Origin of the sequence: Yoonia sp. (genome assembly GCF_030731595.1) — a bacterium.
Taxonomy (GTDB): Bacteria; Pseudomonadota; Alphaproteobacteria; order Rhodobacterales; family Rhodobacteraceae; genus Yoonia.
In genome coordinates, this window is sequence record NZ_JANQTS010000095.1 from 59,512 (window position 1) to 85,406 (window position 25,895).

The 25,895-nt window shown below is 58.0% G+C and carries 27 protein-coding genes; 22 read left to right on the top strand and 5 right to left on the bottom strand.

From position 1 onward, the window contains the following. Positions 1–64 precede the first annotated feature (64 nt). Positions 65–943 (bottom strand): RNA polymerase factor sigma-32, encoded by an 879-nt coding sequence (locus NWQ23_RS11345; protein WP_306166470.1) that lies wholly within the window; start codon positions 941–943, stop codon positions 65–67. A gap of 94 nt (positions 944–1,037) precedes the next feature. On the opposite strand from NWQ23_RS11345, the gene cobU reads away from it, so the two are divergent. From cobU to NWQ23_RS11365, 4 genes are read left to right on the top strand one after another with little or no spacing between them, the layout of a single operon-like run. Then, positions 1,038–1,562: a bifunctional adenosylcobinamide kinase/adenosylcobinamide-phosphate guanylyltransferase gene (gene cobU, locus NWQ23_RS11350; protein WP_306166472.1), complete on the top strand. Its 525-nt coding sequence runs from the start codon at positions 1,038–1,040 to the stop codon at positions 1,560–1,562. Beyond that, positions 1,559–2,128: a histidine phosphatase family protein gene (locus NWQ23_RS11355; RefSeq protein WP_306166473.1), complete on the top strand. Its 570-nt coding sequence runs from the start codon at positions 1,559–1,561 to the stop codon at positions 2,126–2,128. The genes cobU and NWQ23_RS11355 overlap by 4 nt, the downstream gene beginning before the upstream one ends. Positions 2,129–2,188: 60 nt before the next feature. Further along, positions 2,189–2,878, top strand: coding sequence for a glutathione S-transferase (locus NWQ23_RS11360; RefSeq protein ID WP_306166474.1), 690 nt, complete (start codon positions 2,189–2,191; stop codon positions 2,876–2,878). A gap of 53 nt (positions 2,879–2,931) precedes the next feature. Beyond that, positions 2,932–4,446 carry a YifB family Mg chelatase-like AAA ATPase gene (locus NWQ23_RS11365; RefSeq protein WP_306166497.1) on the top strand — a complete coding sequence of 505 codons (1,515 nt, stop codon included), beginning with the start codon at positions 2,932–2,934 and terminating at the stop codon, positions 4,444–4,446. On the opposite strand, the gene gshB is transcribed toward NWQ23_RS11365, so the two are convergent. The 3 genes from gshB to rsmI form a co-directional block, all read right to left on the bottom strand. Next, a complete protein-coding gene (gshB, locus tag NWQ23_RS11370) occupies positions 4,443–5,381 on the bottom strand; it encodes a glutathione synthase (RefSeq protein WP_306166475.1) in 939 nt (312 codons plus the stop codon). The two genes, NWQ23_RS11365 and gshB, sit on opposite strands and share 4 nt — an antisense overlap. Positions 5,382–5,449: 68 nt before the next feature. Further along, positions 5,450–5,806, bottom strand: a complete 357-nt coding sequence (locus NWQ23_RS11375) for a YraN family protein (RefSeq protein ID WP_306166476.1) — start codon at positions 5,804–5,806, stop codon at positions 5,450–5,452. Then, on the bottom strand, positions 5,803–6,663 hold the full coding sequence (rsmI, locus tag NWQ23_RS11380; RefSeq protein WP_306166477.1) for a 16S rRNA (cytidine(1402)-2'-O)-methyltransferase: 861 nt from the start codon (positions 6,661–6,663) through the stop codon (positions 5,803–5,805). Before rsmI ends, NWQ23_RS11375 begins: the two co-directional genes overlap by 4 nt. A 105-nt stretch (positions 6,664–6,768) precedes the next feature. Here rsmI and NWQ23_RS11385 point away from each other — a divergent pair, with 105 nt between their 5' ends. The 3 genes from NWQ23_RS11385 to murJ all read left to right on the top strand — a co-directional run bounded on the left by NWQ23_RS11385 (position 6,769) and on the right by murJ (position 12,362). Continuing rightward, the gene (locus NWQ23_RS11385; RefSeq protein WP_306166478.1) at positions 6,769–7,953 is read left to right on the top strand and encodes a penicillin-binding protein activator; all 1,185 of its coding nucleotides are present in this window, start codon (positions 6,769–6,771) and stop codon (positions 7,951–7,953) included. Positions 7,954–7,960: 7 nt separating this feature from the next. Continuing rightward, positions 7,961–10,729, top strand: a complete 2,769-nt coding sequence (locus NWQ23_RS11390) for a [protein-PII] uridylyltransferase (protein WP_306166479.1) — start codon at positions 7,961–7,963, stop codon at positions 10,727–10,729. Positions 10,730–10,799: 70 nt separating this feature from the next. Beyond that, positions 10,800–12,362 carry a murein biosynthesis integral membrane protein MurJ gene (murJ, locus tag NWQ23_RS11395; RefSeq protein WP_306166480.1) on the top strand — a complete coding sequence of 521 codons (1,563 nt, stop codon included), beginning with the start codon at positions 10,800–10,802 and terminating at the stop codon, positions 12,360–12,362. Here murJ and NWQ23_RS11400 read toward each other — a convergent pair. Next, positions 12,359–13,102 (bottom strand): rhomboid family intramembrane serine protease, encoded by a 744-nt coding sequence (locus NWQ23_RS11400; RefSeq protein WP_306166481.1) that lies wholly within the window; start codon positions 13,100–13,102, stop codon positions 12,359–12,361. The two genes, murJ and NWQ23_RS11400, sit on opposite strands and share 4 nt — an antisense overlap. A 45-nt stretch (positions 13,103–13,147) precedes the next feature. On the opposite strand from NWQ23_RS11400, the gene trpS reads away from it, so the two are divergent. The 15 genes from trpS to NWQ23_RS11475 all read left to right on the top strand — a co-directional run bounded on the left by trpS (position 13,148) and on the right by NWQ23_RS11475 (position 25,840). Beyond that, positions 13,148–14,164 (top strand): tryptophan--tRNA ligase, encoded by a 1,017-nt coding sequence (gene trpS, locus NWQ23_RS11405; RefSeq protein ID WP_306166482.1) that lies wholly within the window; start codon positions 13,148–13,150, stop codon positions 14,162–14,164. A gap of 90 nt (positions 14,165–14,254) precedes the next feature. Continuing rightward, complete coding sequence (locus tag NWQ23_RS11410) at positions 14,255–14,749, top strand: VOC family protein (protein ID WP_306166483.1); 495 nt, start codon at positions 14,255–14,257, stop codon at positions 14,747–14,749. Positions 14,750–14,932: 183 nt separating this feature from the next. Next, the gene (locus NWQ23_RS11415) at positions 14,933–15,796 is read left to right on the top strand and encodes a branched-chain amino acid aminotransferase (RefSeq protein WP_306166484.1); all 864 of its coding nucleotides are present in this window, start codon (positions 14,933–14,935) and stop codon (positions 15,794–15,796) included. 81 nt (positions 15,797–15,877) lie between these two features. Further along, positions 15,878–16,333 carry a universal stress protein gene (locus NWQ23_RS11420; protein WP_306166485.1) on the top strand — a complete coding sequence of 152 codons (456 nt, stop codon included), beginning with the start codon at positions 15,878–15,880 and terminating at the stop codon, positions 16,331–16,333. An 83-nt stretch (positions 16,334–16,416) separates the two neighbouring features. Then, positions 16,417–16,980 (top strand): NifU family protein, encoded by a 564-nt coding sequence (locus tag NWQ23_RS11425; protein ID WP_306166486.1) that lies wholly within the window; start codon positions 16,417–16,419, stop codon positions 16,978–16,980. After that, entirely contained in the window at positions 16,970–17,548 is a 579-nt protein-coding gene (gene tsaB / locus NWQ23_RS11430; protein ID WP_306166487.1) for a tRNA (adenosine(37)-N6)-threonylcarbamoyltransferase complex dimerization subunit type 1 TsaB, read from the top strand. The genes NWQ23_RS11425 and tsaB overlap by 11 nt, the downstream gene beginning before the upstream one ends. A gap of 11 nt (positions 17,549–17,559) precedes the next feature. Beyond that, positions 17,560–17,964, top strand: a complete 405-nt coding sequence (locus NWQ23_RS11435; RefSeq protein ID WP_306166488.1) for a GNAT family N-acetyltransferase — start codon at positions 17,560–17,562, stop codon at positions 17,962–17,964. A gap of 190 nt (positions 17,965–18,154) precedes the next feature. Beyond that, a complete protein-coding gene (locus tag NWQ23_RS11440) occupies positions 18,155–19,150 on the top strand; it encodes a BMP family protein (protein WP_306166489.1) in 996 nt (331 codons plus the stop codon). A 78-nt stretch (positions 19,151–19,228) separates the two neighbouring features. After that, positions 19,229–20,767, top strand: a complete 1,539-nt coding sequence (locus tag NWQ23_RS11445) for an ABC transporter ATP-binding protein (RefSeq protein ID WP_306166490.1) — start codon at positions 19,229–19,231, stop codon at positions 20,765–20,767. Then, positions 20,767–21,861, top strand: coding sequence for an ABC transporter permease (locus NWQ23_RS11450; protein ID WP_306166491.1), 1,095 nt, complete (start codon positions 20,767–20,769; stop codon positions 21,859–21,861). The genes NWQ23_RS11445 and NWQ23_RS11450 overlap by 1 nt, the downstream gene beginning before the upstream one ends. Further along, positions 21,858–22,280, top strand: a complete 423-nt coding sequence (locus tag NWQ23_RS11455) for a hypothetical protein (protein WP_306166492.1) — start codon at positions 21,858–21,860, stop codon at positions 22,278–22,280. The genes NWQ23_RS11450 and NWQ23_RS11455 overlap by 4 nt, the downstream gene beginning before the upstream one ends. Further along, positions 22,281–23,249 (top strand): ABC transporter permease, encoded by a 969-nt coding sequence (locus NWQ23_RS11460; RefSeq protein WP_306166493.1) that lies wholly within the window; start codon positions 22,281–22,283, stop codon positions 23,247–23,249. Then, a complete protein-coding gene (locus tag NWQ23_RS11465; RefSeq protein WP_306166494.1) occupies positions 23,233–24,039 on the top strand; it encodes a purine-nucleoside phosphorylase in 807 nt (268 codons plus the stop codon). The genes NWQ23_RS11460 and NWQ23_RS11465 overlap by 17 nt, the downstream gene beginning before the upstream one ends. A gap of 134 nt (positions 24,040–24,173) precedes the next feature. After that, positions 24,174–25,094, top strand: coding sequence for a sulfite exporter TauE/SafE family protein (locus NWQ23_RS11470; RefSeq protein ID WP_306166495.1), 921 nt, complete (start codon positions 24,174–24,176; stop codon positions 25,092–25,094). After that, on the top strand, positions 25,091–25,840 hold the full coding sequence (locus NWQ23_RS11475) for a TIGR02186 family protein (protein WP_306166496.1): 750 nt from the start codon (positions 25,091–25,093) through the stop codon (positions 25,838–25,840). The genes NWQ23_RS11470 and NWQ23_RS11475 overlap by 4 nt, the downstream gene beginning before the upstream one ends. Positions 25,841–25,895: the final 55 nt, after the last annotated feature.

Genomic DNA, 25,895 nt, shown 5'->3' on the forward strand with positions numbered 1-25,895 from the left:
TCTTGTTGATCTGACACTAGGTCAGAAAGAACCGGAAAGACAACAACATGACCATTCCTATCGCCTATGCAAAAAACGCATGGACCTCGGAGCTTTGGGCCTCAAGGCTCTTGCGCATTTTGCCAAATGCAGCCGCTTCAAGCTGGCGGACACGTTCCTTGGACAAGCCAAGCTCTGCGCCAAGGCTTTCCAATGTGCGTGGCTCCTCGCGCAGCTTGCGCTCGCGGACGATAAACTGCTCGCGGTCATTCAGGCTTGTCAGCGCTGTCAACAACCACTGGCGCAGCGTTTCAGTGTCATGGTTGTTTTCGACGTATTCGGCGGCCTGCGTGCCTTCGTCCTCTAGGGCATCAATCCATTCGCGGCCTTCATCCTCTGCCGACTGGGTCGCATTCAGCGAAAAGTCAGAGCCGGACAAACGCCCCTCCATCATCTCGACGTCATGCAATGGAACACCAACTTCGATCGCGATCATCTCATGCAGATCGTGTTTATCAAGCGTGCGGCCTTCTGCTGCGGCTTCTCGCTCCAAACGGGCCTGCACGCGGCGCATGTTGAAAAACAGCGACTTTTGTGAGGATGTTGAACCAGTGCGGACCATCGACCAGTTGCGCATCACATAGTCCTGGATGGACGCCTTGATCCACCAGACAGCATAGGTGGAGAACCGCACGCCACGGTCGGGGTCAAATTTGTCAGCGGCCTTCATCAGACCGACCGACGCTTCCTGGATCAGGTCGTTCATCGGAGCGCCATAGCGTTTGAACTTGGAGGCCATCGAAATCGCGAGACGCATGTAAGCGGTGATCAAACGATGCAGCGCCTCTTCGTCGCGTTGATCGCGCCAGGCATACGCCAGCGCAAGTTCGGTCTCAGCATCAAGCAATTCTGCCTTCATTGCCGTCCGAGACAAAGTTTGATCAGAAAAACCGGCTACGCCCATGTTTATTCTCCCAGGTGCAAATCGTTGCATTAACTTTGCTAGTTGTATTCGTTACGTAGTGGTGAACCACTTGGATCACTAAAAAGTCTGAACTATGCCCTTGCCCGATCTTACTCTCGTCTTCGGTGGCGCGGCCTCCGGCAAATCGGCATTCGCCGAAACGCTGATTTTGCAACAGTCAACAACACCCACCTATATTGCGACCGCCCAAATTTTTGATGAAGAAATGGCAGCCAAAGTCGCGCAGCATCGCGACATGCGCGGCACGCGCTGGACAACGATCGAAGAACCTCTGGACCTGCCCCACGCCTTGTTACAGGCGCCGCCTAATGCACCCGTACTGATCGATTGTGCGACGCTTTGGTTGACGAATGTGATACTTGGCGACCACGATGTCGACGCACATACCGCTGCGTTCTTGTCAGCTCTGGCGCTGCAAGAAGGCCCGGTGGTCGTGGTGTCGAACGAAGTGGGGCAAGGCATTGTCCCCGAAAATGCACTCGCCCGCAGGTTCCGGAACGCCCAGGGGCGGCTGAACCAGCAAATCGCGGCGCAAGCCGATCTGGTCGTGGCAGTCATGGCGGGGCTGCCGCTTGTGCTCAAGGGCAAGCTGCCGTGACACGGCTCTGGCTGGTGCGCCATGGCCCGACCCATGCCAAATCCATGGTCGGTTGGTCGGATATTCCCGCAGACCTGTCCGATACCGCGGCCCTCGCCCGCTTGCGCGACCATCTGCCCGACGCCCCCGTGGTGTCATCCGACTTGCAGCGCGCCGTCACAACGGCAGATACGCTCGCCTCTGCCCTCCGTCTGCCGCATGATCCAAACCTCCGAGAGATCAATTTCGGCGCATGGGAGTTGAAAACCTTTGCCGAGATCGAAGCGACAGACCCGCAGACCATCCGCGCCTATTGGGAAACGCCGGGCCATGTGGCACCGCCGCAGGGCGAAAGCTGGAATGCGGTCAGACAGCGTGTCGACAGTGCGATCGATCACTATCTGGCGCAGGGGTACGACGACCTGATCGTTGTCGCACATTTCGGGGTCATCCTGACCCAAGTGCAGCGCGCCCTAGGGATCAGCGCATACGAAGCTTTCAGCCACCGGATCGAGAACCTCTCGGTCACGACCCTTGTTTATGGCCCAGGCGGCTGGCGTGCAGATCAGATCAATCACAACCCGTGATGAGGCGCGTCACAGAAGACAATTGGATTTGTTCAGGCAAAGCGGCTTAGGGATAGCGCCATGACATACAAACTCTACATCGGTGATCGCACCTTCAGTAGCTGGTCGCTGCGCGGCTGGCTGATGCTTGAAAAATTCGGGCTGCCGTTCGAAACCAATCTGGTCGGGCTCTACGCGGGTACAATGGCCGCTGATCTGGCGCATCTTGCGCCTGCGAAAACGGTTCCTGTTTTGCAAACCGCAGACGGGCATGTGCTTTCCGACAGCATCGCCATGGCAGAAACTTTGGTGGAACGGCATCCGGACCTTCCGCTTTACCCTCGCGATCCGGCAGCACGTGCGCTTGCACGGTCCATCACAGCAGAGATGCACAGCGGCTTTGGCGCGCTGCGAAATGCTTGCCCGATGATGATCGCCTTCGGGTGGCAGGGGTTCGCACCCTCCAAAGAGGTCCTGGCAGACCTAGCGCGGATCGAATTGCTATGGTCGCTTGCCAGAGAGCGGCATGGCGATGGAGGGCCTTGGCTTTTCGGTGGGTATTCACTGGCTGATGTATTCTATGCACCGGTGGCCATGCGGATCACGGCCTATGACCTGCCTGTCAGCGATGCAGCGAAGGTCTATGTCTCAGCGCATCTGAACGACCCCGCGTTTCTTGCATGGCGCGCGGAGGCCCTGACCGAAAAGCACGACCCTTGGCCCTATCCAATGGCACTGGATCGCAAACCTTGGCCCGGTGACGAAAGTTAACCTTTCCTAAACCCAGATCACCTACCCGTTAACCAACAAACGGGGAATTGGTGATGGTCGCACTGGCCTATACTGTGGCATTTGAAGGGATCGAGGCGCGACTGGTCGAAGTGCAATGCGCGGTGACGCCGGGCATTCCTGCATTCTCCATCGTTGGTCTGCCCGACAAGGCGGTGTCGGAGGCGCGCGAAAGGGTACGCGCGGCACTCACTGCAATGGCCATTGCGCTGCCGTCGAAACGGATCACGGTGAACCTGTCCCCTGCCGACCTGCCCAAAGAAGGATCCCATTTCGACCTTCCCATAGCCCTTGCGTTACTGGCCGCACTGGACATCGTCCCGCAAGACAGCGCGGCGCAAACGGTCGCCTTGGGTGAACTTTCGCTTGATGGAACCCTGGTGCCGGTTGTCGGCGCATTGCCCGCCGCGATGGCCGCGGCACAGGACGACCGGACGCTTTTGTGCCCGCAAGCCTGCGGGGCAGAGGCGGCATGGGTTGGCGCGGCCAATGTAATCGCGCCCCGGACCCTCGCAGATGTGGTCCGCCACTACACCGGCCAAGCGGTCCTTCAGCCAAGTGAGCCCGGCGAGGTACTGGGCCGCACCACGGCGCGCGATCTGTCCGAAGTCAAAGGGCAGGAACGGGCTAAACGGGCCTTGGAAATCGCAGCCGCAGGGCGGCATCACCTGCTTTTGGTGGGCTCTCCCGGCTCTGGCAAATCCATGCTGGCCGCACGTATTCCTGGCATCTTGCCGCCCCTCACACCGACCGAAGCGCTTGAAACCTCGATGATCCATTCCCTCTCGGGCCTGTTGGACGAAGGCGGGATCAACCGCGAACGCCCGTTTCGCGAACCGCATCACACTGCCTCTATGGCGGCCATCGTGGGGGGCGGACGCAGCGCCAAACCCGGCGAAATCAGCCTTGCGCATAATGGGGTGCTTTTCATGGACGAGTTTCCGGAATTTCCGCGCACCGTGCTGGAAACCCTCCGCCAACCCATCGAAACCGGCGAGGTGGTTGTAGCGCGGGCCAATGCCCATGTGCGCTATCCCTGCCGGTTCATGCTGGTCGCCGCGGCAAATCCCTGCAAATGCGGCTATCTTACCGACCCGGCGCGAGCTTGCGCGCGGGTGCCGATCTGCGGCGAGGACTACATGGGGCGGATATCGGGGCCTCTCATGGACCGGTTTGATTTGCGCGTCGAAGTGCCCCCTGTGGCCTTTACCGATCTGGATTTGCCGCAAGACGGCGAATCTTCCGGCAGCGTGGCACAGAGGGTCGCCTCCGCACGGGATATTCAGGAAAGACGGTTTCGCGATCACCCGGCAGCGCGGGTCAATGCCGACGCCGAAGGGCATCTGCTGGATGAAGTCGCTACACCTGACCCCGAAGGCCGGGCGCTCTTGGTGAAAGTGGCCGAACGCTTTGGGCTCACAGCGCGCGGGTATCACCGGGTCTTGCGGGTCGCACGGACTATCGCCGACCTCGAAGGGGCAAAAGATGTGCGCAAACCGCATGTGGCCGAAGCGGTCAGCTACCGGCTTGCCATGGCGAAAGAGGTCTAGCGGCGCGCTTCGATCGCGAGCCAGATCTTTTCCGCGATGTTGACACCGTCAAACCGCTCCAGCTCCTGAATCCCGGTGGGCGAGGTCACGTTGATCTCGGTCAGCCAGTCGCCAATCACGTCGATCCCGACAAAGATCTGGCCTTTCTCGCGCAAAAGCGGGCCGATGCGGGCACAAATCTCTCGGTCGCGCGCGGTCAGGGCGACCTTTTCGGGGCGGCCTCCAACATGCATGTTGGATCGGGTTTCGCCCGCGGCAGGCACACGGTTGATGGCGCCGACAGGTTCGCCATCGACAAGGATCACTCGCTTGTCACCCTTCGAGACTGCCGGCAAAAACTTCTGCATAATCAGGGGTTCGCGATTGATACCGGCAAACAATTCATGGAGCGAAGCAAGGTTACTGTCGTCCGACTTCATCTTGAATACGCCAGCGCCGCCGTTTCCGTAGAGGGGCTTGAGAATGACATCCCCATGTTCGGCGCGAAACCCGCGCAAGGTCTGAAAATCACGGGCGATCATCGTGGGCGGGGTCAGATCGGGAAAGTTCAGAACCAGAAGCTTTTCAGGATAGTTCCTGACCCAGAACGGATCATTCACGACCAGCGTAGCGGGGTGGATCATATCAAGGATGTGGGTCGTGGTAATATAGGCCATGTCGAACGGCGGGTCCTGCCGCAGCCAGACAACATCAAAATCCGCCAGATCAACGGTCTGTTCCTCACCCAGTCCAAAGTGATCGCCCTTCACCCGCTGTACCGTCAACGGCCAGCCTTTGGCTGTCACCCGGCCCTGATCATAGGCAAGCCGATCAGGCGTATAGTAAAACAGACTATGCCCACGCGCCTGCGCCTCTTCGGCGATGCGAAACGTACTGTCTGCATCAATGTTGATCGGCCCAATCGGGTCCATCTGGAATGCGATCTTGAGCGACATGGTAACGCCTCGTTCAGTTGATATCTGACCTGTTCATGGCTCAGCGGCGCGCTGTGTGCAATGGGCTGTCACATCTCCATAAATGCGTTTTCGATCACGCTTAGGGCACCGACCGCATTCACCACAGCAAGATCAAAGCGCACATCCGTCAATTGCCCACGCGGTTCGCCCGCAAGAAACTCGCCTGCGCTTGCCACGATCCGATCCATCTGGCGACGCCCCAATCGTGCTGCCGCCGCACCAAAGTTGCGACTTTTCTTGACCTCGACAAAGACAACCGTGTCGCCATCACGTGCAATCAAATCAATCTCTCCCGACTGACCGCGCCAACGCCGCGCCGCGATGCCATGATTGCGCCGCACGTAGTCGAAAGCGACGATATCCTCAGCAACGCGCCCCGCGTGATAACCGACAGAACCTGTCATTCGTCTTCTCCCAAACCAAGCGCCAGCTGATAAACCTGCCTGCGCGGCAGTCCCAAAGCACCCGCAACCACGGTCGCTGCATCTTTGACCCGCATCGTTTTCATCGCCTCGCGCAAAGCATCGGTCACATCCAAGTCCGCAACATCCGTGGCCCCGGCCCGACCGACCAGAACGACAATTTCGCCCTTAACCTGCCGGTCTCCAAACGCGCCCGCCAGTTCGCCCAAATCGCCACGTGTCACTTCTTCAAATTTCTTGGTCAGTTCGCGACAAACGACCGCTTGCCGACCTTCCCCCAGAATATCACGCAAATTACCTAACATTTCCCCAACACGTTTCGGGCTTTCATAAAATACCAACGTGAATGGGACATCGCGCAAGGCTGCGATCTCTGTCTCGCGTTGTTTCTTTGCGGCGGGCAGGAAGCCCACAAAAGCAAACCGGTCGGTCGGCAAACCTGACACCGTCAGCGCTGCCAAGACCGCAGAGGCACCGGGTGCAGACGTGATGGGCAATCCCGCAGCAATAGCAGCCCGGCCCAACTCATAGCCCGGATCAGCAACAAGCGGCGTTCCGGCCTCGGAAACATAGGCCACCGATTTTCCGGCTTGCATATCTGCAACCAAACGCACAACCGCCCCGTCCCCACTGTGATCGTGAAACGCCACAACCTTGCGACCGTTTAGTGGAACACCATGGATTTCCATCAGTTTTCTGGCTGTTCGCGTGTCTTCTGCCGCAATCAGATCAGCGCTCGCCAGAATGTCCAAGCCGCGCAAAGTCATGTCGCGTGCCGAACCGATAGGGGTCGCAACAAAGTAGAGACCGGCAGAGAGTGGCTGGCTTTTATAATTCATCTCTGGACCCGCGTGCCCCCTGCTTTATGATGAGCCTCGATATCGTGGCGGGGCAATCGGCAAAAGCCGCTAAACCAGCCGCACAAGCCAGGAGGGATAGTCGTCATGTTCGCCCGTTTCAGTAGCGCCCGCAAGTTACTTGCACGCTTTTTTGCCCTTACCGCTTTCCTTTGGCTTGCCGCCTGCGATGTGCCTTTGGCGACGGATGCAAATGTCGGTCAGCAGATCGACCCATCCGCGCCGATCCAGGTTGCCCTGCTGGTACCGGGCGCGTCGCAACAGGAAACCGACAACCAGCTTGCGCGCAACTTCGAGAACGCGGCGCGGCTTGCGATTGCCGACTTGCAGGGCGCGACTATCAATCTGCGTGTCTACAACACAGCAGGTGGCAACCCGGAACAAGCAGCTGCCTCGGCACGGCAGGCCGTGGATGACGGTGCAAAGATCATTATCGGCCCGCTTTACGGAGAAGCTGCAAATGCAGCCGGTGTCGCAATCGCCGGGCGTGACGTGAATGTCCTCGCCTTTTCCAACAATCCGGCCTTTGCCGGCGGCAATGTCTTTGTGCTTGGCGCGACTTTTGAAAATACCGCCGACCGGCTTGTCAAATATGCCAACCGTCAAGGGATCAGCCGCTACTTGGTCCTGCATGGAAACGATCTGCCCGGTCAGGTCGGACGAGACGCAATTACAGCGGCAGTTCAGGCGAATGGGGGACAGGTCGTTGGTGTCGAAAGCTATCCATTGTCCCAACAAGGGATTTTCGCATCAACACGGCGCATTGTCTCAAATATCGACAGTGCGGGCGCTCAGGCCGTTTTCACAACGGCAGGCGCAAATGCCGATCTTCCTATCGTGGCAACAGCTTTGCCAGATGCGGGTATGGACACTACGCGCAGCCGGTTCATCGGTCTGACACGGTGGGACACCTTGCCTCAATTGACCGCACTTGCAGGGCTTGAAGGTGGACTGTTTGCGCTGCCGGACCCTGGCACGTCCGCTTTGTTTGCAAACCGATATGTCGCGACCTACGGCGAGACCCCCCACCCGCTCGCTGGGCTGGCCTATGATGGGATCGCGGCAATTGGCGCCCTGGCCGCTGCTGGCAATACCGATGCACTCACAAAAGATGCTTTGACGCAGCCACAAGGGTTCCGTGGCACCACAGGCGTCTTCCGACTTTTGTCAAACGGCCTTAATCAGCGCGGCCTTGCCGTTGCTACCATCCAAGACAATCAGGTTGTAATCCTTGAACAAGCCCCAAGAAACTTTGGTGGCGCCGGCTTCTAGGCCCGCTATGCCAGAACAAAACCAAACGCCGGATAGTTTGATCTGTCCGGCGTCCGTTATTTTTGACCGTGCCGCCGTGCAGGCGAGAATCGCTTCGGAAATTGCTGCGGAAGGCATTGAAAAAGAAATACGGCAGGCTGTTGTTGCGATTCTGAATGAGGCGCGCAAAGCAGGGATGGACGCAATTGCAAAGGCATTTCAGGCCCAACCTTTTGCTGCTCGACAAGCGACACGGTCCTATAGTTGGCTGACTGACCAGATCATCGAGATCATCCTTGGTGTGGCGACCGACAAGCTTCATCCTCTGCCCAATCCGACGGAAGGCGAGCGTCTTTCCCTGATCGCGGTCGGTGGCTATGGGCGGGGCGAAATGGCACCTTTCTCGGATGTCGATCTGCTTTTTCTGACGCCGTACAAGATTACACCTTGGGCAGAGAGCGTCATCGAATCGATGCTCTATATGCTTTGGGATCTCAAGCTGAAGGTCGGACATGCCAGCCGCACGGTCAAAGACTGCATCAGGCTGGCCCGTGCGGATTATACCATCCGGACATCACTGGTCGAATATCGCTATCTGGCAGGAGACGCCGGACTTGCGAAGGAACTTGGCAACAAGCTCTGGTCCGACCTCTTCAAATCGACCGCCAGCGATTTCATCGAAGCAAAACTTGCCGAACGGGCCGAGCGGCACCGCAAACAAGGCGGGCAGCGCTATATGGTAGAACCCAACGTGAAAGAAGGCAAAGGAGGGCTGCGGGACCTGCAATCGCTTTTCTGGATCAGCAAATATGTGAACGGCGTCAAGGATGCCGCCGATCTGGTTGGCCTCAAGGTCTTTACGCGGGAAGAATTCGAAACCTTTGTCACCGCCGAAGATTTTCTCTGGGCCGTGCGATGCCACCTGCATCTGATTTCAGGGCGGGCGGTGGATCAACTGACCTTCGACATGCAGGTCGAGGTGGCCGCAGCGATGGGATACAGGGATCACGGCGGGCGGCGCGGGGTGGAACACTTCATGCAGGCCTATTTCCGGCAGGCCACGAATGTAGGTGAATTGACGCGCATCTTCCTTACGGCACTGGAAGCGAACCATACCAAATCTGAACCAACCCTCCTAAAGTTACTAACACGCCGCAAGCGCGCCAAGCCGCCCTATGCCATCAAACAAAACCGGCTGACCGTCGCAGACGAAAGAGCGTTCTTTGCGGACAAGCTGAATATGCTGCGGATATTCGAAGAGGCACTGCGGACCGGCACTTTGCTGCATCCGGATGCGATGCGCCTGCTTGCCGCAAACCTGCATCTGATTGACGGGGAGATGCGCGAAGACCGAGAAGCGGGGCGCATCTTTGTCGACCTGTTGCTCAAGCACGGCAATCCAGAGCGGGCCTTGCGACGGATGAACGAGTTGGGCGTACTCGCCGCATTCATCCCCGAATTCGCACCCATCGTCGCGATGATGCAGTTCAACATGTACCATCACTACACGGTGGACGAACACATCATCCAATGCATCAGCAACCTTGCCCAGATCGAGCGCAAGAAACTGATCGAGGAACTGCCTGTCGCGTCCGGTATTCTGGACCGCGGGGTGAACCGTAAAGTGCTTTATGTGGCGCTATTGCTGCATGACATCGGCAAGGGGCAACACGAGGATCATTCAATCCTCGGTGCCCAGATTGCACGCAAGGTCGCACCACGTCTGGGTCTGAACAAGAAAGAATGTGAAACAGTCGAGTGGCTCATCCGCTATCATCTGCTGCTGTCCGATGTGGCGCAGAAGCGCGATATCTCGGAGCCGCGCACGGTGCGGGGCTTTGCGAATGCTGTGAAATCGGTGGAGCGGCTGGATTTGCTGACGGTTCTGACTGTCTGCGATATTCGCGGGGTCGGTCCTGGCACGTGGAACAACTGGAAGGCCGTGCTGATCCGCAATCTTTACAAGGCGACAAAAGCCGCACTCCAGACGGGTTTGGAGGATCTCAACCGCGAAAGCCAGGAGGCAGAAGCAAAACGGGCGTTGCGCGCGGAAATTTCCAATTGGGACAGCAAAGCCATCAAGAGCGAGATGGGGCGGCATTATGGCCCTTACTGGCAAGGGCTTCCTCTGTCTGCACAACTGATTTTTGCAAACCTGCTGCGCGATATCTCGGATGATGAAGTCAAGATTGATCTGATGCTGGATGAAGAGCGCGATGCGACCCGCGCCTGCTTTGCCATGGTCGACCATCCGGGGCTGTTCAGCCGGATGACGGGTGCGCTGGCGCTTGTGGGCGCAAACGTCGTCGATGCGCGGACCTATACCTCCAAGGACGGCTATGCGACGGCGGTGTTCTGGGTGCAGGACGATGATGGCAACCCCTATGAGGCCGCCCGTTTGCCGCGTCTGCGCAGGATGATCGAGCGCACTCTAAATGGCGAAGTGGTAGCGCGCGAGGCGCTGAAAGACAAAGACAAGATCAAAAAGCGCGAGCGGGCCTTCAGGGTACCGACGATCATCAGCTTTGATAATGAAGGCTCGGAAATCTATACCATCATCGAGGTCGATACCCGCGATCGCCCCGGGCTTTTGTATGATCTGACGCGGACACTGGCGGCCAGCCATGTCTATATCGCCTCTGCTGTCATCGCCACCTATGGCGAGCAGGTGGTGGATACCTTCTATGTCAAGGATATGGTCGGTCTGAAATACTATTCAGAGGCCAAACGCGCAGCACTGGAACGCAAATTGCGCGAAGCGATCACACAGGGCGCCGAACGCGCCGTAGCAGGGTGAACCGGGTGCAGGATGCCAATTTTTGCGGGAAAATTGGACCAAAGTTTTTGAAAACTTTGGGGTGCCACGCATGAAACCGATCCGCCTGATGGCTGGTTTTTTTACAGTCGGTATCTGGACACTTCTTAGCAGGGTCATGGGGTTCGTGCGCGACATCATGATCGCGGCCTACCTTGGAACAGGACCCGTCGCCGAGGCGTTTCTGGTCGCCTTTTCCCTGCCCAACCTTTTCCGCCGGTTCTTTGCCGAAGGTGCCTTCAACATGGCCTTCGTGCCGATGTTTTCCAAAAAGCTGGAAGCGGACGATAATCCGCATCGTTTCGCGCAAGATGCTTTTGTTGGCTTGGGCAGCATCCTGACGGTTTTTACGGTGATCGGCGTCATCTTCATGCCTGCACTTGTGACCCTGATGGCCAGCGGGTTTTTGGGGTCTGAAAGATTCGATCTGGCGGTTTATTATGGCCGGATCGCATTCCCCTATATCCTGTTCATTTCCTTGTCGGCGCTTCTCTCCGGCGTGCTGAACGCAACAGGACGTTTCACGGCAGCAGCAGGTGCGCCTGTGCTTTTGAACCTCATCTTCATCGCGGCACTCCTGATCGCCGCACGCTGGTATGATTTTTCTGGTACCGGAGGCCAAGTATACCTCGGCCAAGCGCTCGCTTATGCGGTCCCGGTCGCGGGGATCGCGCAGTTGGCGGTTGTCTGGTTCGCAGCCAAACGGGCTGGCTTTGCCTTGCGCATAGGTCGCCCCCGGATGACGCCTGAACTCAAGCGCCTTGCCATGATCGCAGCCCCCGCAGCACTTGCGGGAGGAGTCGTGCAGATCAACCTTCTGGTTGGGCGTCAGGTGGCGAGTTTCTTTGACGGGGCCGTCGCTTGGCTCAATTACGCGGACAGGCTTTACCAACTGCCACTGGGCGTTGTCGGAATCGCTATTGGCGTGGTCTTGCTGCCTGATTTGTCGCGGCGTCTGCGGGCCGGTGACGAAGCTGGTGGCCGCGACGCATTCAACCGCGCATCGGAAATCTCGCTTGCACTGACCATCCCGGCGGCTGTCGCCTTGATGGTCATCCCGTTACCCTTGGTCAGCGTGCTGTTCGAACGGGGCGCGTTCACAAGCGATGACACGGCAGCCACCGCCTTGGCTGTCGCCATCTACGGACTTGGCCTGCCTGCATTCGTCCTGCAAAAAACCCTGCAACCGCTTTTCTTTGCGCGTGAAGATACCAAACGCCCCTTCTACTATGCGCTTGCCGCGATGGCGCTGAATGCGGGGCTTGCCATAGGATTGTCGCCTGTGATCGGCTTCTCTGCGGCGGCGATCGGGACAACCATCACAGGTTGGGCCATGGTACTGCTATTGTGGCGCGGGACAAAGACGATGGGCGATGCCGCGAAATTTGATGCACGGTTCAAACGGCGGCTGGCGCGGATTGTCCTTGCGGCCCTTGGCATGGGGGCGATCCTCATGATCCTCTCTATCACCATGAAGCCGTTTTTCGCCGTCCCGACCCTGCGCTACGTTGCTCTCTTGGGCTTGGTTCTGGCTGGTATCATAAGCTATTTTGGTATCGGACAGTTGATCGGCGCATTCAAACTCTCAGAATTCCGCCGGAATATGCGCCGCTAGGATCTTTGGCGCATCCGATGCAAAAGGGCTGCCCAGCCTCCCGGTGCCAGCACGATCGAAATCAAGAAACCCGCAAAGAACCCTGTCAGTTCTGCAATCCAGCTTGGCGGTGGTGGGGCGGCATAGATGAGTCCCGCGAAGATGCCAAAAATAAGCTGGATCAACAGCAAGAAGCCGATCAACTGAAATGCACGGATCTGCTTTTCACCTGCTTTGCCCAACTGCAGCCAGAGCGCATAGGTATAGGCCCCGATCAGACCATAGACAGGGGTAAATCCCCCCAGCAGCGGATAGCGGCCATCAACCAGCAGACCGTAGACAATCGCCCCGATAATGCTTGTCGCCAGAAACAGGCCCAGCACCTTCAGGCCGCCATAGAACTCGGCCGTGAACTTGCCCAAAGCCAGCGTCAGTGCGGCACAAAACGCCACTTGGGTCAGCTGCACATTGATAAAGGGATAGGTCACAAAGCGCTTGAGCATGTCGAAAGAATAGTCGCCATTCACGATGACACGGTCCAGAACAGCTGCTGAAAAGCCGAACTCCTCTATCGCAGCAAACCGCCAGCCTACGCCGCGCGGTCCACCGATCAGACCGGCGTTGGCCAGTTGAAACACAGCCTCGATCCCCAAAATCAAAAGCGTCAGCGCAATCACCACTGGCGGCAGGGCATTGATCGGGCTTTCGGGCTTCATGCGGATCATCCTGACGTGGTTGAAGTTGACGGGTCTGTCTGGCATGGGTATGCGACCCCAGCACCGAAATCCAGCCCGGACATTTGCATCATGACCCAGACCACATTCACTCCGCGCGTCTTTTCCGGAATCAAACCTTCCGGCGGTTTGACGCTGGGCAATTATCTGGGAGCGATCAAACGCTTTGTCGGCATGCAAGGACAGATGGAAACGATCTATTGCGTGGTCGATATGCACGCGATCACCGTCTGGCAGGACCCCAAAGAGCTGGCAAATATGACCCGCGAAGTGGCGGCAGGCTATCTTGCGGCAGGTCTGGACCCCAGCCAGTCGATCCTGTTCAACCAAAGCCAAGTTTCTGCCCATGCCGAATTGGGCTGGATCTTTAACTGTGTGGCCCGTGTCGGCTGGATGAACCGCATGACCCAGTTCAAGGACAAAGCGGGCAGCAATGCGGAAAAGGTCTCGCTTGGGCTCTATGCCTATCCTGCGCTGATGGCGGCTGACATTCTGCTCTACCACGCCACCCACGTTCCTGTGGGCGAGGACCAGAAACAGCACGTCGAATTGACCCGCGACATTGCATCCAAATTCAACCACGACTTCAAGACAGAGTTCTTTCCATTGACCACCCCTGTCATCGAAGGCCCTGCCATGCGCATCATGAACCTGCGCGACGGGACCAAGAAGATGTCGAAATCCGGCGAAAGCGATATGGAACGCATCAATATGACCGATGACGCCGATACGATCGCCAAGAAGTTCAAGAAGGCGAAAACCGATCCCGCGCCGCTGCCCGAAACCGTCGAAGGTCTGTCGGATCGTCCAGAGGCCCGCAATCTTGTGGAAATCTATGCGGCCCTGAACGACATGACCGCCGAAGCCGTGATCGCGGAATACCCCGGGGCGGGCTGGGGCACGTTCAAACCCGCTCTAGCCGATCTGGCAGTGGCGAAACTCGCGCCGATTTCCGAAGAAATGGCCCGCTTCATGGCAGACCCCGCCGAGATTGACCGGATTTTGGGTGCAGGTGCTGTCAAAGCCCGCGCGATTGCAGAACCGATCCTGCGCCAGACCTATGACATCGTGGGGCTGCTGCGATCCTGAGATTGCGCACAGTGGCTCTGCAAAAATAGCAGTTTTGTGCGTTGGTGCGGTCGTCTAGGGTTGGGCGCATCAATCATAAGGACTTGTATGATGTCAGCCTCGAACTTTGCCCGCGTGGGCCATGTGCATCTGCGGGTGTCTGACCTTGATCGGTCAGTGGCCTTCTATTCCGATATCCTGGGTTTCAGATTGACCCAACGCTACGGGACTGGAGCGGCGTTTCTGGCCGCTGGTGACTATCATCACCATATCGGGCTGAACACATGGGAGAGCCTTGGCGCAACGCCACCGCCCGCGGGGCACACGGGACTTTATCATTCCGCGTTTCTTTATCCGGACCGCAAAGCCTTGGCCGAGGTGCTTGTCCGCATCGCGCATGCGGGCATCCCGCTGGATGGGGCTGCGGACCATGGCGTTAGCGAAGCAGTCTATCTGCGGGACCCTGACGAAAACGGGGTCGAGCTTTACGTGGACAAACCCCAAACAGTTTGGCCCCGCAATGCGGATGGCACGCTCCAGATGGTCAATGCACGGCTGGATATTGCAGCGATCATGGCGCTGGCTGACAGACCGTCACAAAACTGAATCTTGCACCTGAGACCCTGTCAAAGCGCGGTATAGATTCGCTCTGCCAGCCACACCCGGGTGCCGTTCCGCCCCGAGACACTTGGGTCAATCTGGCGTCCAATGTTCCCCGGCATTGGACGCCACACTCCTTTACCTCGCTATTTGCCGCGCCTAATGTTTGCCTGAAAAGGAGCAACGATCATGGCCACCGGCAAGAATATCCGCACGTATTTCGAAGGCAGATGGCATGAAGGCGATGTGCCAATCATGCGCGCCGCTGACCACGGGTCTTGGCTGGGAACAACGGTCTTTGACGGCGCGCGCTTTGTGAACGGGCTGATGCCGGATCTGGACTTGCATTGTGCGCGGGTAAATAGATCCGCAGAGGCCCTGATGATCACGCCGACCGTCAGCACAGAAGACATGATCGCAATCACCAAAGAAGGGCTCGCAGCCTATGCCGAAGGGGCGGCGGTCTATATCCGGCCGATGTATTGGGCGATCAACGGCGATGTGACCGCGATCGTGCCAAGCCCCGAAGGCACGGGATTCGCAATCTGTCTTGAGGAAATCCCCTTTGCCGCGCCGACCGCGTCCACAACACTGGGACTAACCCGCTTTCGACGACCTGTAATGGAAAGTGCTGTGGTCAACGCCAAAGCGGGCTGCCTTTATCCCAACAACGCGCGGATGCTGGCAGAGGTCCGTACGCGGGGCTTTGGTAATGCACTGGTTGCTGACGCAATGGGAAATGTTGCGGAAACAGCAACTGCGAACGTCTTTATGGTCAAAGACGGCGAAGTTTTCACTCCCATCGCCAATGGTACTTTTTTGGCCGGGATTACGCGGGCACGACATATGTCCAACCTGCGGGCCGAAGGGGTTACCGTTCATGAAACAGTCCTGACCTTCGACGATTTCCGGGGCGCTGACGAAGTGTTCCTGTCCGGCAATATGTCCAAGGTCACGCCTGTCACTGCCTTTGAGGATCAGCAATATCAGGTCGGGCCCGTCACGCGCAAAGTGCGGGAACTGTATTGGGACTGGGCCGCAAGCACTGCTTGAGCCCAGACACAACGCGCGCATCAATCGGACGTTGCCACCGGCTGACTGTTGCTCCACAATCCGACCAAGAGGGAGTCCATCATGCGTAAGTTCTTGGTCGTGCTAGATGACAGCCGCGAGTGCCTGAATGCGATGCGGTTCGCCGCGATGCGCGCAACAAGATCTGGGGGCGGCGTTGCAATCTTGTCGATTATACCCCCCGATGAATTCAATCACTGGATTGGCGTTGGTGAAATCATGCGTGCCGAAGCACGCGAACGGATCGAAGTGCATTTTGAAGTTTTCGCGAAATGGATGCGTGACAAACAAAACATCAATCCCGAGCTGATCATCCGCGAAGGTGAGCCTTTGGCCGAGATCATGGCGCAAATCAACGAAGACCCCGAAATCGGTATTCTGGTGCTGGGCGCTGGTACCGACAACAAAGGGCCCGGCCCGCTGGTCACCCATCTCAGCCGCCAATCGGGCAGTTTGCCAATCCCGATCACCATCGTGCCGGGGGATCTGTCCAAGGAACGGCTTGAAGCGATCACCTGATCCCGTATTTTAGAATCGTTCCAAACCTTGACAGAGGGGCATGCCGCGCTCATATCTAAAGCCTGACAAAAAAGGTTGGCCCCATGTTCATCCAGACTGAATCGACACCAAACCCCGCAACGCTCAAGTTTCTGCCCGGCCAGAACGTGCTCGAGGTCGGCACCGCCGATTTCCCAAGCGTCGAGGCCGCGGAAAACTCCCCCCTCGCGAAACGCATTTTCGCGACGGGCGGCGTGTCTGGCGTTTTCTTCGGTATTGATTTCGTGACCGTGACAAAAGCGGACGATGTCGAATGGGACCATATCAAGCCAGGTATCCTTGGCGCGATCATGGAGCATTACCAGTCCGGTCAATCCGTCATGGCGGACGACCATAAGCCTGCCAGCGGCCATGCCGAACACACCGGCGAAGACGGCGAGATCGTCAACCAGATCAAGGAATTGCTGGATACCCGCGTGCGTCCTGCTGTGGCCCAAGATGGCGGCGACATCACATTCCACGGGTTCGAGCGCGGCGTCGTTTACCTGCATATGCAGGGTGCTTGCGCAGGCTGCCCGTCATCCACGTTGACGCTCAAAATGGGTATAGAAAACCTGCTGCGCCACTACATCCCCGAGGTGGTCGAGGTCCGGCCTGTTGCAGCCTAACCCCATTATTCTTGCATTTGACACATCGGCGGCGCATTGCGCCGCCGCTTTGCTATTGGGCGACAGGATTGTGACCCGCGTCGATGAAATGGCCAAAGGTCAAGCGGAACACCTGATGCCGATGCTTGAGGAAATGTTGGATGCCGCGGGGCTGTCTTGGGCCGACCTTGATGGCATTGGGGTCGGCGTCGGCCCAGGCAACTTTACCGGTATCCGGATTTCGCTTGCTGCCGCGCGCGGCCTGTCTTTGGGCTTGGGCAAACCCGCGATTGGCGTGAACGGATTCGAGGCCCGTGCCTATGAAGAAGCTCTACCCTATATCGCGACCATCCCCGCCCCGCGCGGGCAATCCTATGCGCAAAGCTTTCCAGAAACGGGTAACCCTTCAGAACCGGAACTTCGCGCGAGAGAGGCCGGCCCACAAAAGCCGCCGCATATGCTGATCGCCGCGACCGCAAGAATAGCGGCCAGCCGTCTGGCTACAAACCATGCGCGCCCCGCTCCGCTTTATATCCGCAGTGCCGACGCCGCCCCGCCGCGCGATCCAGCACCCGTTTTACTGCCATGACACCCGAAGACATGGCCGCGCTTCATGCCAAGGCGTTCAGCGCAACGCGCGCTTGGTCGGTGCAAGAATTTGCGGACTTGCTTGGCCATTCGGGCACCTTGTGGCGGGGAAATTGCGACAGTTTCATTCTGATGCGCATTGTGGCTGACGAGGCCGAAGTGCTGACCATCGCGACCGATCCTGCAAAACGGCGGCAAGGGCTGGCGCGTGCCGCCCTAAAGGATGCCGAGAATGCCGCGGCCTTGGCAGGAGCCCGCGAAATCTTTCTGGAAGTGGCCGAGGATAATCTGCCTGCCCAGACGCTCTACAAGGCGGAAAACTACCACCAAGTGGGCCGCCGCCCCGGTTATTACCTGCCCAAAAACGCGGCACCTGTGGCAGCCCTCGTGCTGCGCAAAGACCTCAAGACCAACTAACCCTACGTCAACCCGTGGATAAGTCGCGATTCAATCGCTGACTCTGCACAGAACGTCCAAAAAGCTGTTGATCTTCCCACCAAGGCAAGGCCTTATCTGGTGATGACCCGACATACGATCGGCTCGACCATTTAACAGAGGTACGCGCAACGACGCGCATAAACCTCGCGAAACGACCTGGGAGACAAAAATGACCCTTACGCAAAAATTTCTTGGCGCAACCGCAGCGCTGGCCCTGACAGCTGGTGCAGCTGCAGCAGACCCTGCGATCCTTTTCGATCTTGGCGGCAAGTTCGACAAATCCTTCAATGAAAGCGCCTACAACGGCGCAGAGCGTTGGGCACAAGAGACCGGTGGCACTTACGCCGAAGTCGAAATCCAGTCCGATGCACAACGCGAGCAGGCGATCCGTCGCTTCGCCGAATCCGGTGCAAACCCGATCGTGATGGCAGGCTTCTCATGGGCCACTCCACTGGCTGAGGTGGCTGCTGATTACCCTGATACCAAGTTCACAATCATCGACATGGTTGTTGACGCGCCAAACGTCCGCTCTGTTGTGTTCAACGAGCATGAAGGGTCCTACCTTGTCGGCATGATGGCTGCGATGGCCTCCGAGACAGGCACAGTGTCCTTTGTCGGCGGCATGGACATCCCGCTGATCCGCAAATTCGCATGTGGCTATGCACAGGGCGTTAAAGCCGTGAACGCGGATGCGACAGTCATCGCCAACATGACAGGCACAACACCTGCCGCTTGGAACGACCCGGTAAAGGGCTCCGAGCTGACATTGGCACAGATCAGCCAAGGCTCTGACGTTGTATTTGCCGCAGCTGGCGGCACTGGCGTTGGTGTTCTGCAAACCGCAGCAGACGAAGACATCCTGTCGATCGGCGTGGACGCCAACCAGAACTACCTGCACCCGGGCGAAGTTCTGACATCCATGCTCAAGCGCGTTGATAACGCGGTTTACGAAGCGTTCAGCCAAGGGACCGACCTTGAGACCGGCTTTAACGTCATGGGCATCGCCAACGAAGGCGTCGGCTATGCGCTGGACGAATTCAACGCAGATCTGGTGTCAGCTGACATGCAGGCGGCTGTTGATGCCGCTGCTGCCTCCATCGCTTCCGGTGAACTGATGGTCCACGACTACACATCCGACGAAAGCTGCCCAGCGCTCGACTTCTAAGTTGATGCATAGGCCATAACAACAAGGCCGCGCCGAGAAATCTGCGCGGCCTTTTGCATTTCAACGACAGGTGCCCCAATGACCGACGTAGCCCCCGCCATTGAACTGAAAGGCATCTCCAAAGCCTTTGGCCCTGTTCAAGCGAACAAAGATATCTCGATCCGCGTGATGCCCGGTACAATCCACGGGATCATCGGTGAAAACGGGGCGGGCAAGTCCACGCTCATGTCGATCCTTTACGGGTTCTACAAAGCCGACAAAGGCGAGATTTTCATCGCGGGCAAGAAAACGTCGATCCCTGACAGTCAAGCCGCGATTGCCGCAGGCATCGGCATGGTGTTCCAGCATTTCAAGCTGGTTGAAAACTTTACCGTGCTCGAAAACGTGGTGCTGGGGGCAGAAGACAGCGGCCTGCTGCGCCCCTCGCTGGCGCGCGCGCGCCGCGAATTGAAAAGCCTTGCAGAAGAATACGAACTCAACGTCGATCCCGATGCCCTGATCGAAGAGGTAGGCGTGGGGATGCAGCAGCGTGTTGAAATCCTCAAGGCGCTTTACCGCAAGGCCGATATCCTGATCCTCGACGAACCCACCGGCGTGCTGACGCCTGCCGAGGCTGACCACCTGTTCCGCATCCTTGAAAACCTCAAGCGCGAGGGAAAAACAATCATCCTGATCACGCATAAACTGCGCGAGATCATGGAAATCACTGACACGGTCAGCGTGATGCGGCGCGGCGAGATGACCGCGACGGTCAAGACATCCGAAACCAGCCCGCCGGAACTTGCCGAACTGATGGTCGGGCGCAAAGTCCTCCTGCGCGTGGATAAGGCACCCGCCACAATCGGGCGCAAGATCCTAGAAGTCAAAAACCTCAATGTCACGGACAGCAAAGGGGTCCATAGGCTCAAGGGCGTGAGTTTTGACGTCCATGCTGGCGAAATCCTCGGTATTGCGGGCGTTGCGGGCAACGGCCAGTCGGAACTGCTCGAGGTGCTGGGCGGGTATGAAAAAGCCACCGGCTCGATCAGGGTGAATGGCGAAGAAATCGACTTGACCGGTGCGCATTCGGACGGGCAAAGCAGGCGGGCCCGTGGGATCAGCCATGTGCCCGAAGACCGGCAGCGCGAAGGGCTGATCATGGATTTTCAGGCGTGGGAAAACACGGCCTTCGGCTATCATCATGATGCCGCTTACCAGCGCTCAAAGCTGTTCATGGACAATGCCGCCATCCGCAAGGACACCGAAGAGAAAATGGCCCGCTTCGACGTGCGTCCTCCCGATCCTACCCTTGCCGCCAAGAGTTTTTCCGGCGGCAACCAGCAAAAAATCGTGCTGGCCCGCGAGATCGAACACAACCCCGATTTGCTTCTGATCGGCCAACCGACGCGGGGTGTGGACATCGGTGCGATCGAATTCATCCACCAACAGATTGTTGCACTTAGGGATCAGGGCAAAGCAATTTTGTTGGTTTCCGTGGAGTTAGAAGAGATTTTGTCGCTCTCTGACCGGATTGCGGTTATGTTTGACGGAAAAATAATGGGCGAGCGGATGCCTCAAGAAACAGATGAAAAAGAACTCGGACTGCTGATGGCAGGCATGAGCGGGGAGGCGGCGTAATGGACGTCATGCCAAAGTGGGCAGATGTGATCCTGATCCCTCTGATCTCGATCCTGCTTGCGGCTATCCTGTCTGCCCTAGTGATCCTTGCGATCGGTGAAAACCCTTGGGCGGCGCTCAAGCTGATGGTCAGCGGCGCTTTGGGCTCCACCTATGGCTGGGGCTACACGCTCTATTACGCGACAAACTTCATCTTTACCGGCCTTGCCGTCTCCATCGCGTTCCATGCGCGCATGTTCAACATCGGCGGCGAAGGTCAGGCGGTTCTGGGCGGCTTGGGCGTGGCTTTGGCCTGTCTTTTCATCCCTTGGCCGCATTGGACGCTGGCGCTGCTTGGTGCAACGCTCATGGCGGCGCTGTTCGGGGCAGCATGGGCGGCGATCCCCGCCTTTTTGCAGGCCAAACGTGGCAGCCACATCGTGATCACGACGATCATGTTCAACTTTATCGCAGCGGCATTGTTGAACTACCTTCTGATTGGCGCGCTGAAAGTGCCCGGCTCGATGGAGCCTGCAACGGCCAAATTCCCGGAAGCCACGCATCTGCCGTCCTTTCAGGATATGTTCAACTGGGGCGACACGACATTCTTCCGGGGTGCGCCTGCGAATATCACTTTCTTCGTGGGCCTTGCAGCCTGCTTGGCCCTTTGGGCGCTGATCTGGAAAACGCGGCTTGGCTATGAAATCCGGTCCTTTGGACACTCGGAATCAGCCGCGAAATATGCGGGCATCAGCCCGACAAAAATTATCATGGTTGCCATGCTTATCTCGGGCGCTCTTGCCGGCATGATGGCCATCAACAACGTACAGGGCGAGGCCGAACGGCTGGTCCTGAACGCAGTGGAGGGGGCGGGCTTTATTGGCATCGCCGTCGCACTCATGGGTCGCAGCCATCCTTTCGGGGTATTGCTGGCGGCCCTTCTTTTCGGCTTTCTATATCAAGGCGGCGCAGAACTCGCCCTATGGACGTCGATCCCCCGTGAGTTGATTATCGTAATACAGGCATTGGTAATCCTCTTCACGGGCGCACTGGATAACATGGTGCGCATGCCGCTCGAGCGGCTATTCCTATCAATGAGGAGAGCAAGAACATGAAGGCAGGACCATTCAAGATCGGTGTCGATGACGACACCGGCGCAGACCTAGGCTTTGTGCTGAGTTGTTTGGCACTCGGCATGATTTCGATGGAAGAACTCCACCAGTGGGTTCACCACGTGATTGACCAAACCCCCGCAGAAGAGGTGCCGCCCCATCTGGTGGCGCTTTTGTCGCTGCAAAGACCGACAAGCGTGCTGATGCCAAGCGAGACCGTGATGCCCCGCGTCCCCCATGATCCATTCATCACAGATGAAAGGTTCGACGCGATGCTGGGGTTGCAGTTCTTTTTGCGCCGTGACCGGACGCAGGCGGTCGACATCACCCAGGCACAGGCCGAGGCCGCATTGCGGCGCAACCCCGAGGTCGCAGATCGTTTCTTTGATCTCTTCCCCTTCCTGATGGAGAAAGCAGCCTAAATGGACTTTGCGACCCTTCTGCAAATGCTGGACGCAACCATGCGTCTGGCGACCCCGCTTCTGCTGGCCTGTCTTGCAGGTCTTTATTCAGAGCGGGCCGGTATCTTTGATATCGGGCTGGAAGGGAAGATGCTGGCCGCAGCCTTTCTATCGGCGGCGATCGCAGCCGTATCCGGCAGCGTCTGGCTCGGGCTTTTGGCTGGCATTGGCGCCTCCATGGTGCTGTCGCTGATCCACGGGTTGGCTTCGATCACGTTTCGGGGCAACCAGTTGATTTCGGGCGTCGCGATCAACTTTCTGGCGGCGGGATTGACGGTCGTGGTCGCGCAAAGCTGGTTCCGCCAAGGAGGCCGGACCCCGCAACTGTCTGGAGACGCGCGGTTCAACCCGATTGAACTGCCCTTTGCCGAAGCCCTCAGAGAGGTCCCGATCCTTGGGCCGATCTATTACGAACTGATCTCTGGCCATACGATCCTTGTCTATGTGGCGCTGCTGATGGTGCCGCTGACATGGTGGATCCTTTACCGCACACGTTTCGGCCTGCGCTTGCGGGCTGTGGGCGAGAACCCTGCCGCGGTTGATACCGCTGGCGTTTCGGTCATCTGGCTCCGCTTTGCCGCGGTGGGTATTTGTGGCCTTCTTTGCGGGATTGCAGGGTCCTACCTTGCGACCGCGCTGCAAGCGGGCTTTGTGAAGGACATGACCGCCGGCCGGGGCTACATCGCGCTTGCCGCGCTCATCTTTGCCAAATGGCGGCCTTGGTACGCGCTTTATGCCTGTCTGCTGTTTGGCTTTCTGCAGGCGATGTCGCTACGCTCTGACGTGATCGAGCGCATGATCGGTTTCCAGGTCAATGGACAGTTCCTTGACGTGCTGCCGTTTATCCTGACCGTGGTGATCCTTGCAGGCTTTGTCGGCAAGGCCATCCCGCCACGCGCAGGGGGCGAACCCTATGTCAAAGAACGCTAAGGCGCTTGCCGTCAGCATCCGCGAAAGGACGGGCGATGCGCCCGTCAGCATCGGTCTGATCCTTGGCTCGGGCTTGGGGCATATCGCAGACAGCGTGAACGGGGTGTCAATCCCCTACACCGACCTGCCGGGCTTCCCGCATGCGGGTGTCTCGGGGCATAACCCCAATCTTGTGATCGGCGATCTTGAAGGCGTGCGCGTGGCCGTTTTTGGCGGGCGCGCGCATTACTATGAAAGCGGGCGCGCAGATGCGATGCGGCTGCCCTTGGAAGTGCTCAAAGAACTTGGCGCAGACACGATGATCGCAACCAATGCGGCAGGGTCGATGCGGCCCGATATGCCGACAGGCTCTATCATGTGTCTGTCTGACCATATCAACTTTTCAGGGCTCAACCCGCTGATCGGTGAACCTACGGACGCGCGGTTTGTGCCGATGAAGGACGCTTACGACCCACAGGTGCGCGCAGGACTACGCGCCGCCGCAACGGCCACGGGCGTTGAGATGTATGATGGTGTCTATGCGTGGTATTCCGGCCCCTCATTCGAAACACCCGCCGAAATTCGCGCCATCGCCATGCTGGGCGCTGACGCAGTCGGCATGTCCACCGTGCCCGAGGTGATCCTCGCGCGTTTTCTTGGGCTCAAGGCCGCTGCGATCTCGACCATCACGAATATGGCGGCAGGAATGAGTGACGAGGCAATCAGCCACGAACATACCAAAGCGATGGCGCCGATCGGGGCAGCCAAGCTCGAAAAGGTCCTGCGCCGGTTTCTGTCCGATCTGGATTAAGTCCAGTTTTCACGCATTGATAAGGCCAAACCGCGGAATTGCTGCGATTGCAACATAATGAGCATGTCAGTGTTTGACTTGGCAGGATGAAACCGTTTTGGTAACGCCACAGGCACAAGCGCCCGGATCAGTTCATGCAGATTTACCTCCCCATCGCCGAAGTTTCGGTGAATATCTTCCTTTTATTGGGACTGGGCGGAATTGTGGGCGTTCTTTCGGGCATGTTCGGTGTGGGTGGCGGGTTCCTGATGACGCCGCTTTTGTTCTTTATCGGTATTCCGCCCGCCGTGGCCGTGGCGACCGAAGCCAACCAGATCGTAGCCTCCTCTTTTTCCGGTGTGCTTGCGCACCTGAAACGCAAGACCGTCGACCTCAAGATGGGAACGGTCCTACTGATCGGGGGCCTGATCGGGTCCGGTCTGGGCATCATCCTGTTCAACTATCTCAAGGCACTGGGTCAGGTCGAACTTCTGGTCCAGCTTTGCTATGTCGTGTTCCTTGGCATGATCGGCACCTTGATGTTCATCGAAAGCCTGAACGCGATCCGGCGCTCTGCCAAGACGGGCAGAACAGTGCCAACGCGGCGCAAGCATAACTGGGTCCACAACCTGCCTTTCAAGATGAAGTTTCGGGTTTCGGGGCTGTACATTTCTGTGATCCCGCCGCTTCTGGTCGGGCTTCTGGTCGGTGTACTGGCCGCGATCATGGGTGTTGGCGGTGGCTTCATCATGGTGCCTGCGATGATCTATCTGCTTGGCATGCCAACCAAGGTGGTTGTCGGAACCTCGCTGTTTCAGATCATCTTTGTCACTGCCTTCACCACCATGCTGCACGCGACGACCAACTTTACCGTTGATATCGTTCTTGCGGTTCTTTTGCTGGTCGGGGGCGTGATCGGTGCCCAGATCGGCACACGGATCGGCGTGAAGATGAAGGCAGAGCAATTGCGCATCTGGCTCGCCATCATGGTCTTGGCCGTTTGTGGAAAGCTGGCCTTTGACCTTTTGGTGATGCCCAGCGAGCTTTACTCGCTCGGCACCGGTGGCCACTCGTGATCCGGTTGCTCGCACTCCTGGTGCTGCTGGCCACACCCCTGAAAGCCGAAGAAATCGTGCTCGGCCTCAGCCGCGACGAGGTCGCCATTACAGCGACGTTTGAAGGATCGGACATCCTTGTATTCGGTGCCATCAAGCGCGATGCTCCGATCCCGGATGACAGTCAACTCGGCGTCATCGTCACAGTTGCGGGGCCAGAGCAGCCCGTAACGGTGCGCCGCAAGGATCGCCGCCTCGGCATCTGGGTGAACACCGAAGGGGTAGAGGTCGACGCCGCCCCCTCGTTCTATGCCGTTGCGACAACCGCACCGATGCCCGAAGTCCTGAGCGATGTCGAGGACTTGCGCTACAGGATCACCATCCCGCGTGTCATCCGCTCGGTCGGGGCGGTGGTCGAAGACAGCCGGTCCTTTACACAGGCCCTGATCCGCATTCGGGCGGGCGACGGGCTGTATCAAGTGCTGGAAGGGGCGGTGGATCTGGAGGAAGAAACCCTGTTCCGGGCCGCGATCACCTTGCCTGCGAACCTGATCGAAGGCGACTACGAGGCGCATATCTTTCTGACCCGTGACGGTAAGGTCATCGACGAATACATCACGACAATTCCGGTGCGCAAAGTCGGGCTGGAACGGTGGCTGTACAACCTTGCCCACGAAAATGCGTTTCTTTACGGCCTGATGTCGATTTCGATTGCGATCGCGGCGGGCTGGGGTGCCTCTGCCATCTTCACACTGCTACGCCGATAGGCTAACCGCGCCCGATATGCGGCATCTTCGTCGCCATCACCATCATGGACTGCAC

Bases quoted from the DNA above. Each gene is read 5' to 3' on its own strand.
- NWQ23_RS11460 (WP_306166493.1), top strand. From the start codon at position 22,281: ATGGACTTTGCGACCCTTCTGCAAATGCTGGACGCAACCATGCGTCTG.
- NWQ23_RS11400 (WP_306166481.1), bottom strand. From the start codon at position 13,102: ATGCCAGACAGACCCGTCAACTTCAACCACGTCAGGATGATCCGCATG.
- NWQ23_RS11410 (WP_306166483.1), top strand. From the start codon at position 14,255: ATGTCAGCCTCGAACTTTGCCCGCGTGGGCCATGTGCATCTGCGGGTG.
- NWQ23_RS11360 (WP_306166474.1), top strand. From the start codon at position 2,189: ATGACATACAAACTCTACATCGGTGATCGCACCTTCAGTAGCTGGTCG.
- NWQ23_RS11420 (WP_306166485.1), top strand. From the start codon at position 15,878: ATGCGTAAGTTCTTGGTCGTGCTAGATGACAGCCGCGAGTGCCTGAAT.
- NWQ23_RS11390 (WP_306166479.1), top strand. From the start codon at position 7,961: ATGCCAGAACAAAACCAAACGCCGGATAGTTTGATCTGTCCGGCGTCC.
- NWQ23_RS11345 (WP_306166470.1), bottom strand. From the start codon at position 943: ATGGGCGTAGCCGGTTTTTCTGATCAAACTTTGTCTCGGACGGCAATG.
- NWQ23_RS11465 (WP_306166494.1), top strand. From the start codon at position 23,233: ATGTCAAAGAACGCTAAGGCGCTTGCCGTCAGCATCCGCGAAAGGACG.
- murJ (WP_306166480.1), top strand. From the start codon at position 10,800: ATGAAACCGATCCGCCTGATGGCTGGTTTTTTTACAGTCGGTATCTGG.
- NWQ23_RS11415 (WP_306166484.1), top strand. From the start codon at position 14,933: ATGGCCACCGGCAAGAATATCCGCACGTATTTCGAAGGCAGATGGCAT.
- NWQ23_RS11425 (WP_306166486.1), top strand. From the start codon at position 16,417: ATGTTCATCCAGACTGAATCGACACCAAACCCCGCAACGCTCAAGTTT.
- NWQ23_RS11450 (WP_306166491.1), top strand. From the start codon at position 20,767: ATGGACGTCATGCCAAAGTGGGCAGATGTGATCCTGATCCCTCTGATC.
- NWQ23_RS11470 (WP_306166495.1), top strand. From the start codon at position 24,174: ATGCAGATTTACCTCCCCATCGCCGAAGTTTCGGTGAATATCTTCCTT.
- gshB (WP_306166475.1), bottom strand. From the start codon at position 5,381: ATGTCGCTCAAGATCGCATTCCAGATGGACCCGATTGGGCCGATCAAC.
- rsmI (WP_306166477.1), bottom strand. From the start codon at position 6,663: ATGAATTATAAAAGCCAGCCACTCTCTGCCGGTCTCTACTTTGTTGCG.
- NWQ23_RS11365 (WP_306166497.1), top strand. From the start codon at position 2,932: ATGGTCGCACTGGCCTATACTGTGGCATTTGAAGGGATCGAGGCGCGA.
- cobU (WP_306166472.1), top strand. From the start codon at position 1,038: ATGCCCTTGCCCGATCTTACTCTCGTCTTCGGTGGCGCGGCCTCCGGC.
- NWQ23_RS11445 (WP_306166490.1), top strand. From the start codon at position 19,229: ATGACCGACGTAGCCCCCGCCATTGAACTGAAAGGCATCTCCAAAGCC.
- NWQ23_RS11385 (WP_306166478.1), top strand. From the start codon at position 6,769: ATGTTCGCCCGTTTCAGTAGCGCCCGCAAGTTACTTGCACGCTTTTTT.
- NWQ23_RS11440 (WP_306166489.1), top strand. From the start codon at position 18,155: ATGACCCTTACGCAAAAATTTCTTGGCGCAACCGCAGCGCTGGCCCTG.
- NWQ23_RS11455 (WP_306166492.1), top strand. From the start codon at position 21,858: ATGAAGGCAGGACCATTCAAGATCGGTGTCGATGACGACACCGGCGCA.
- trpS (WP_306166482.1), top strand. From the start codon at position 13,148: ATGACCCAGACCACATTCACTCCGCGCGTCTTTTCCGGAATCAAACCT.
- NWQ23_RS11375 (WP_306166476.1), bottom strand. From the start codon at position 5,806: ATGACAGGTTCTGTCGGTTATCACGCGGGGCGCGTTGCTGAGGATATC.
- NWQ23_RS11435 (WP_306166488.1), top strand. From the start codon at position 17,560: ATGGCCGCGCTTCATGCCAAGGCGTTCAGCGCAACGCGCGCTTGGTCG.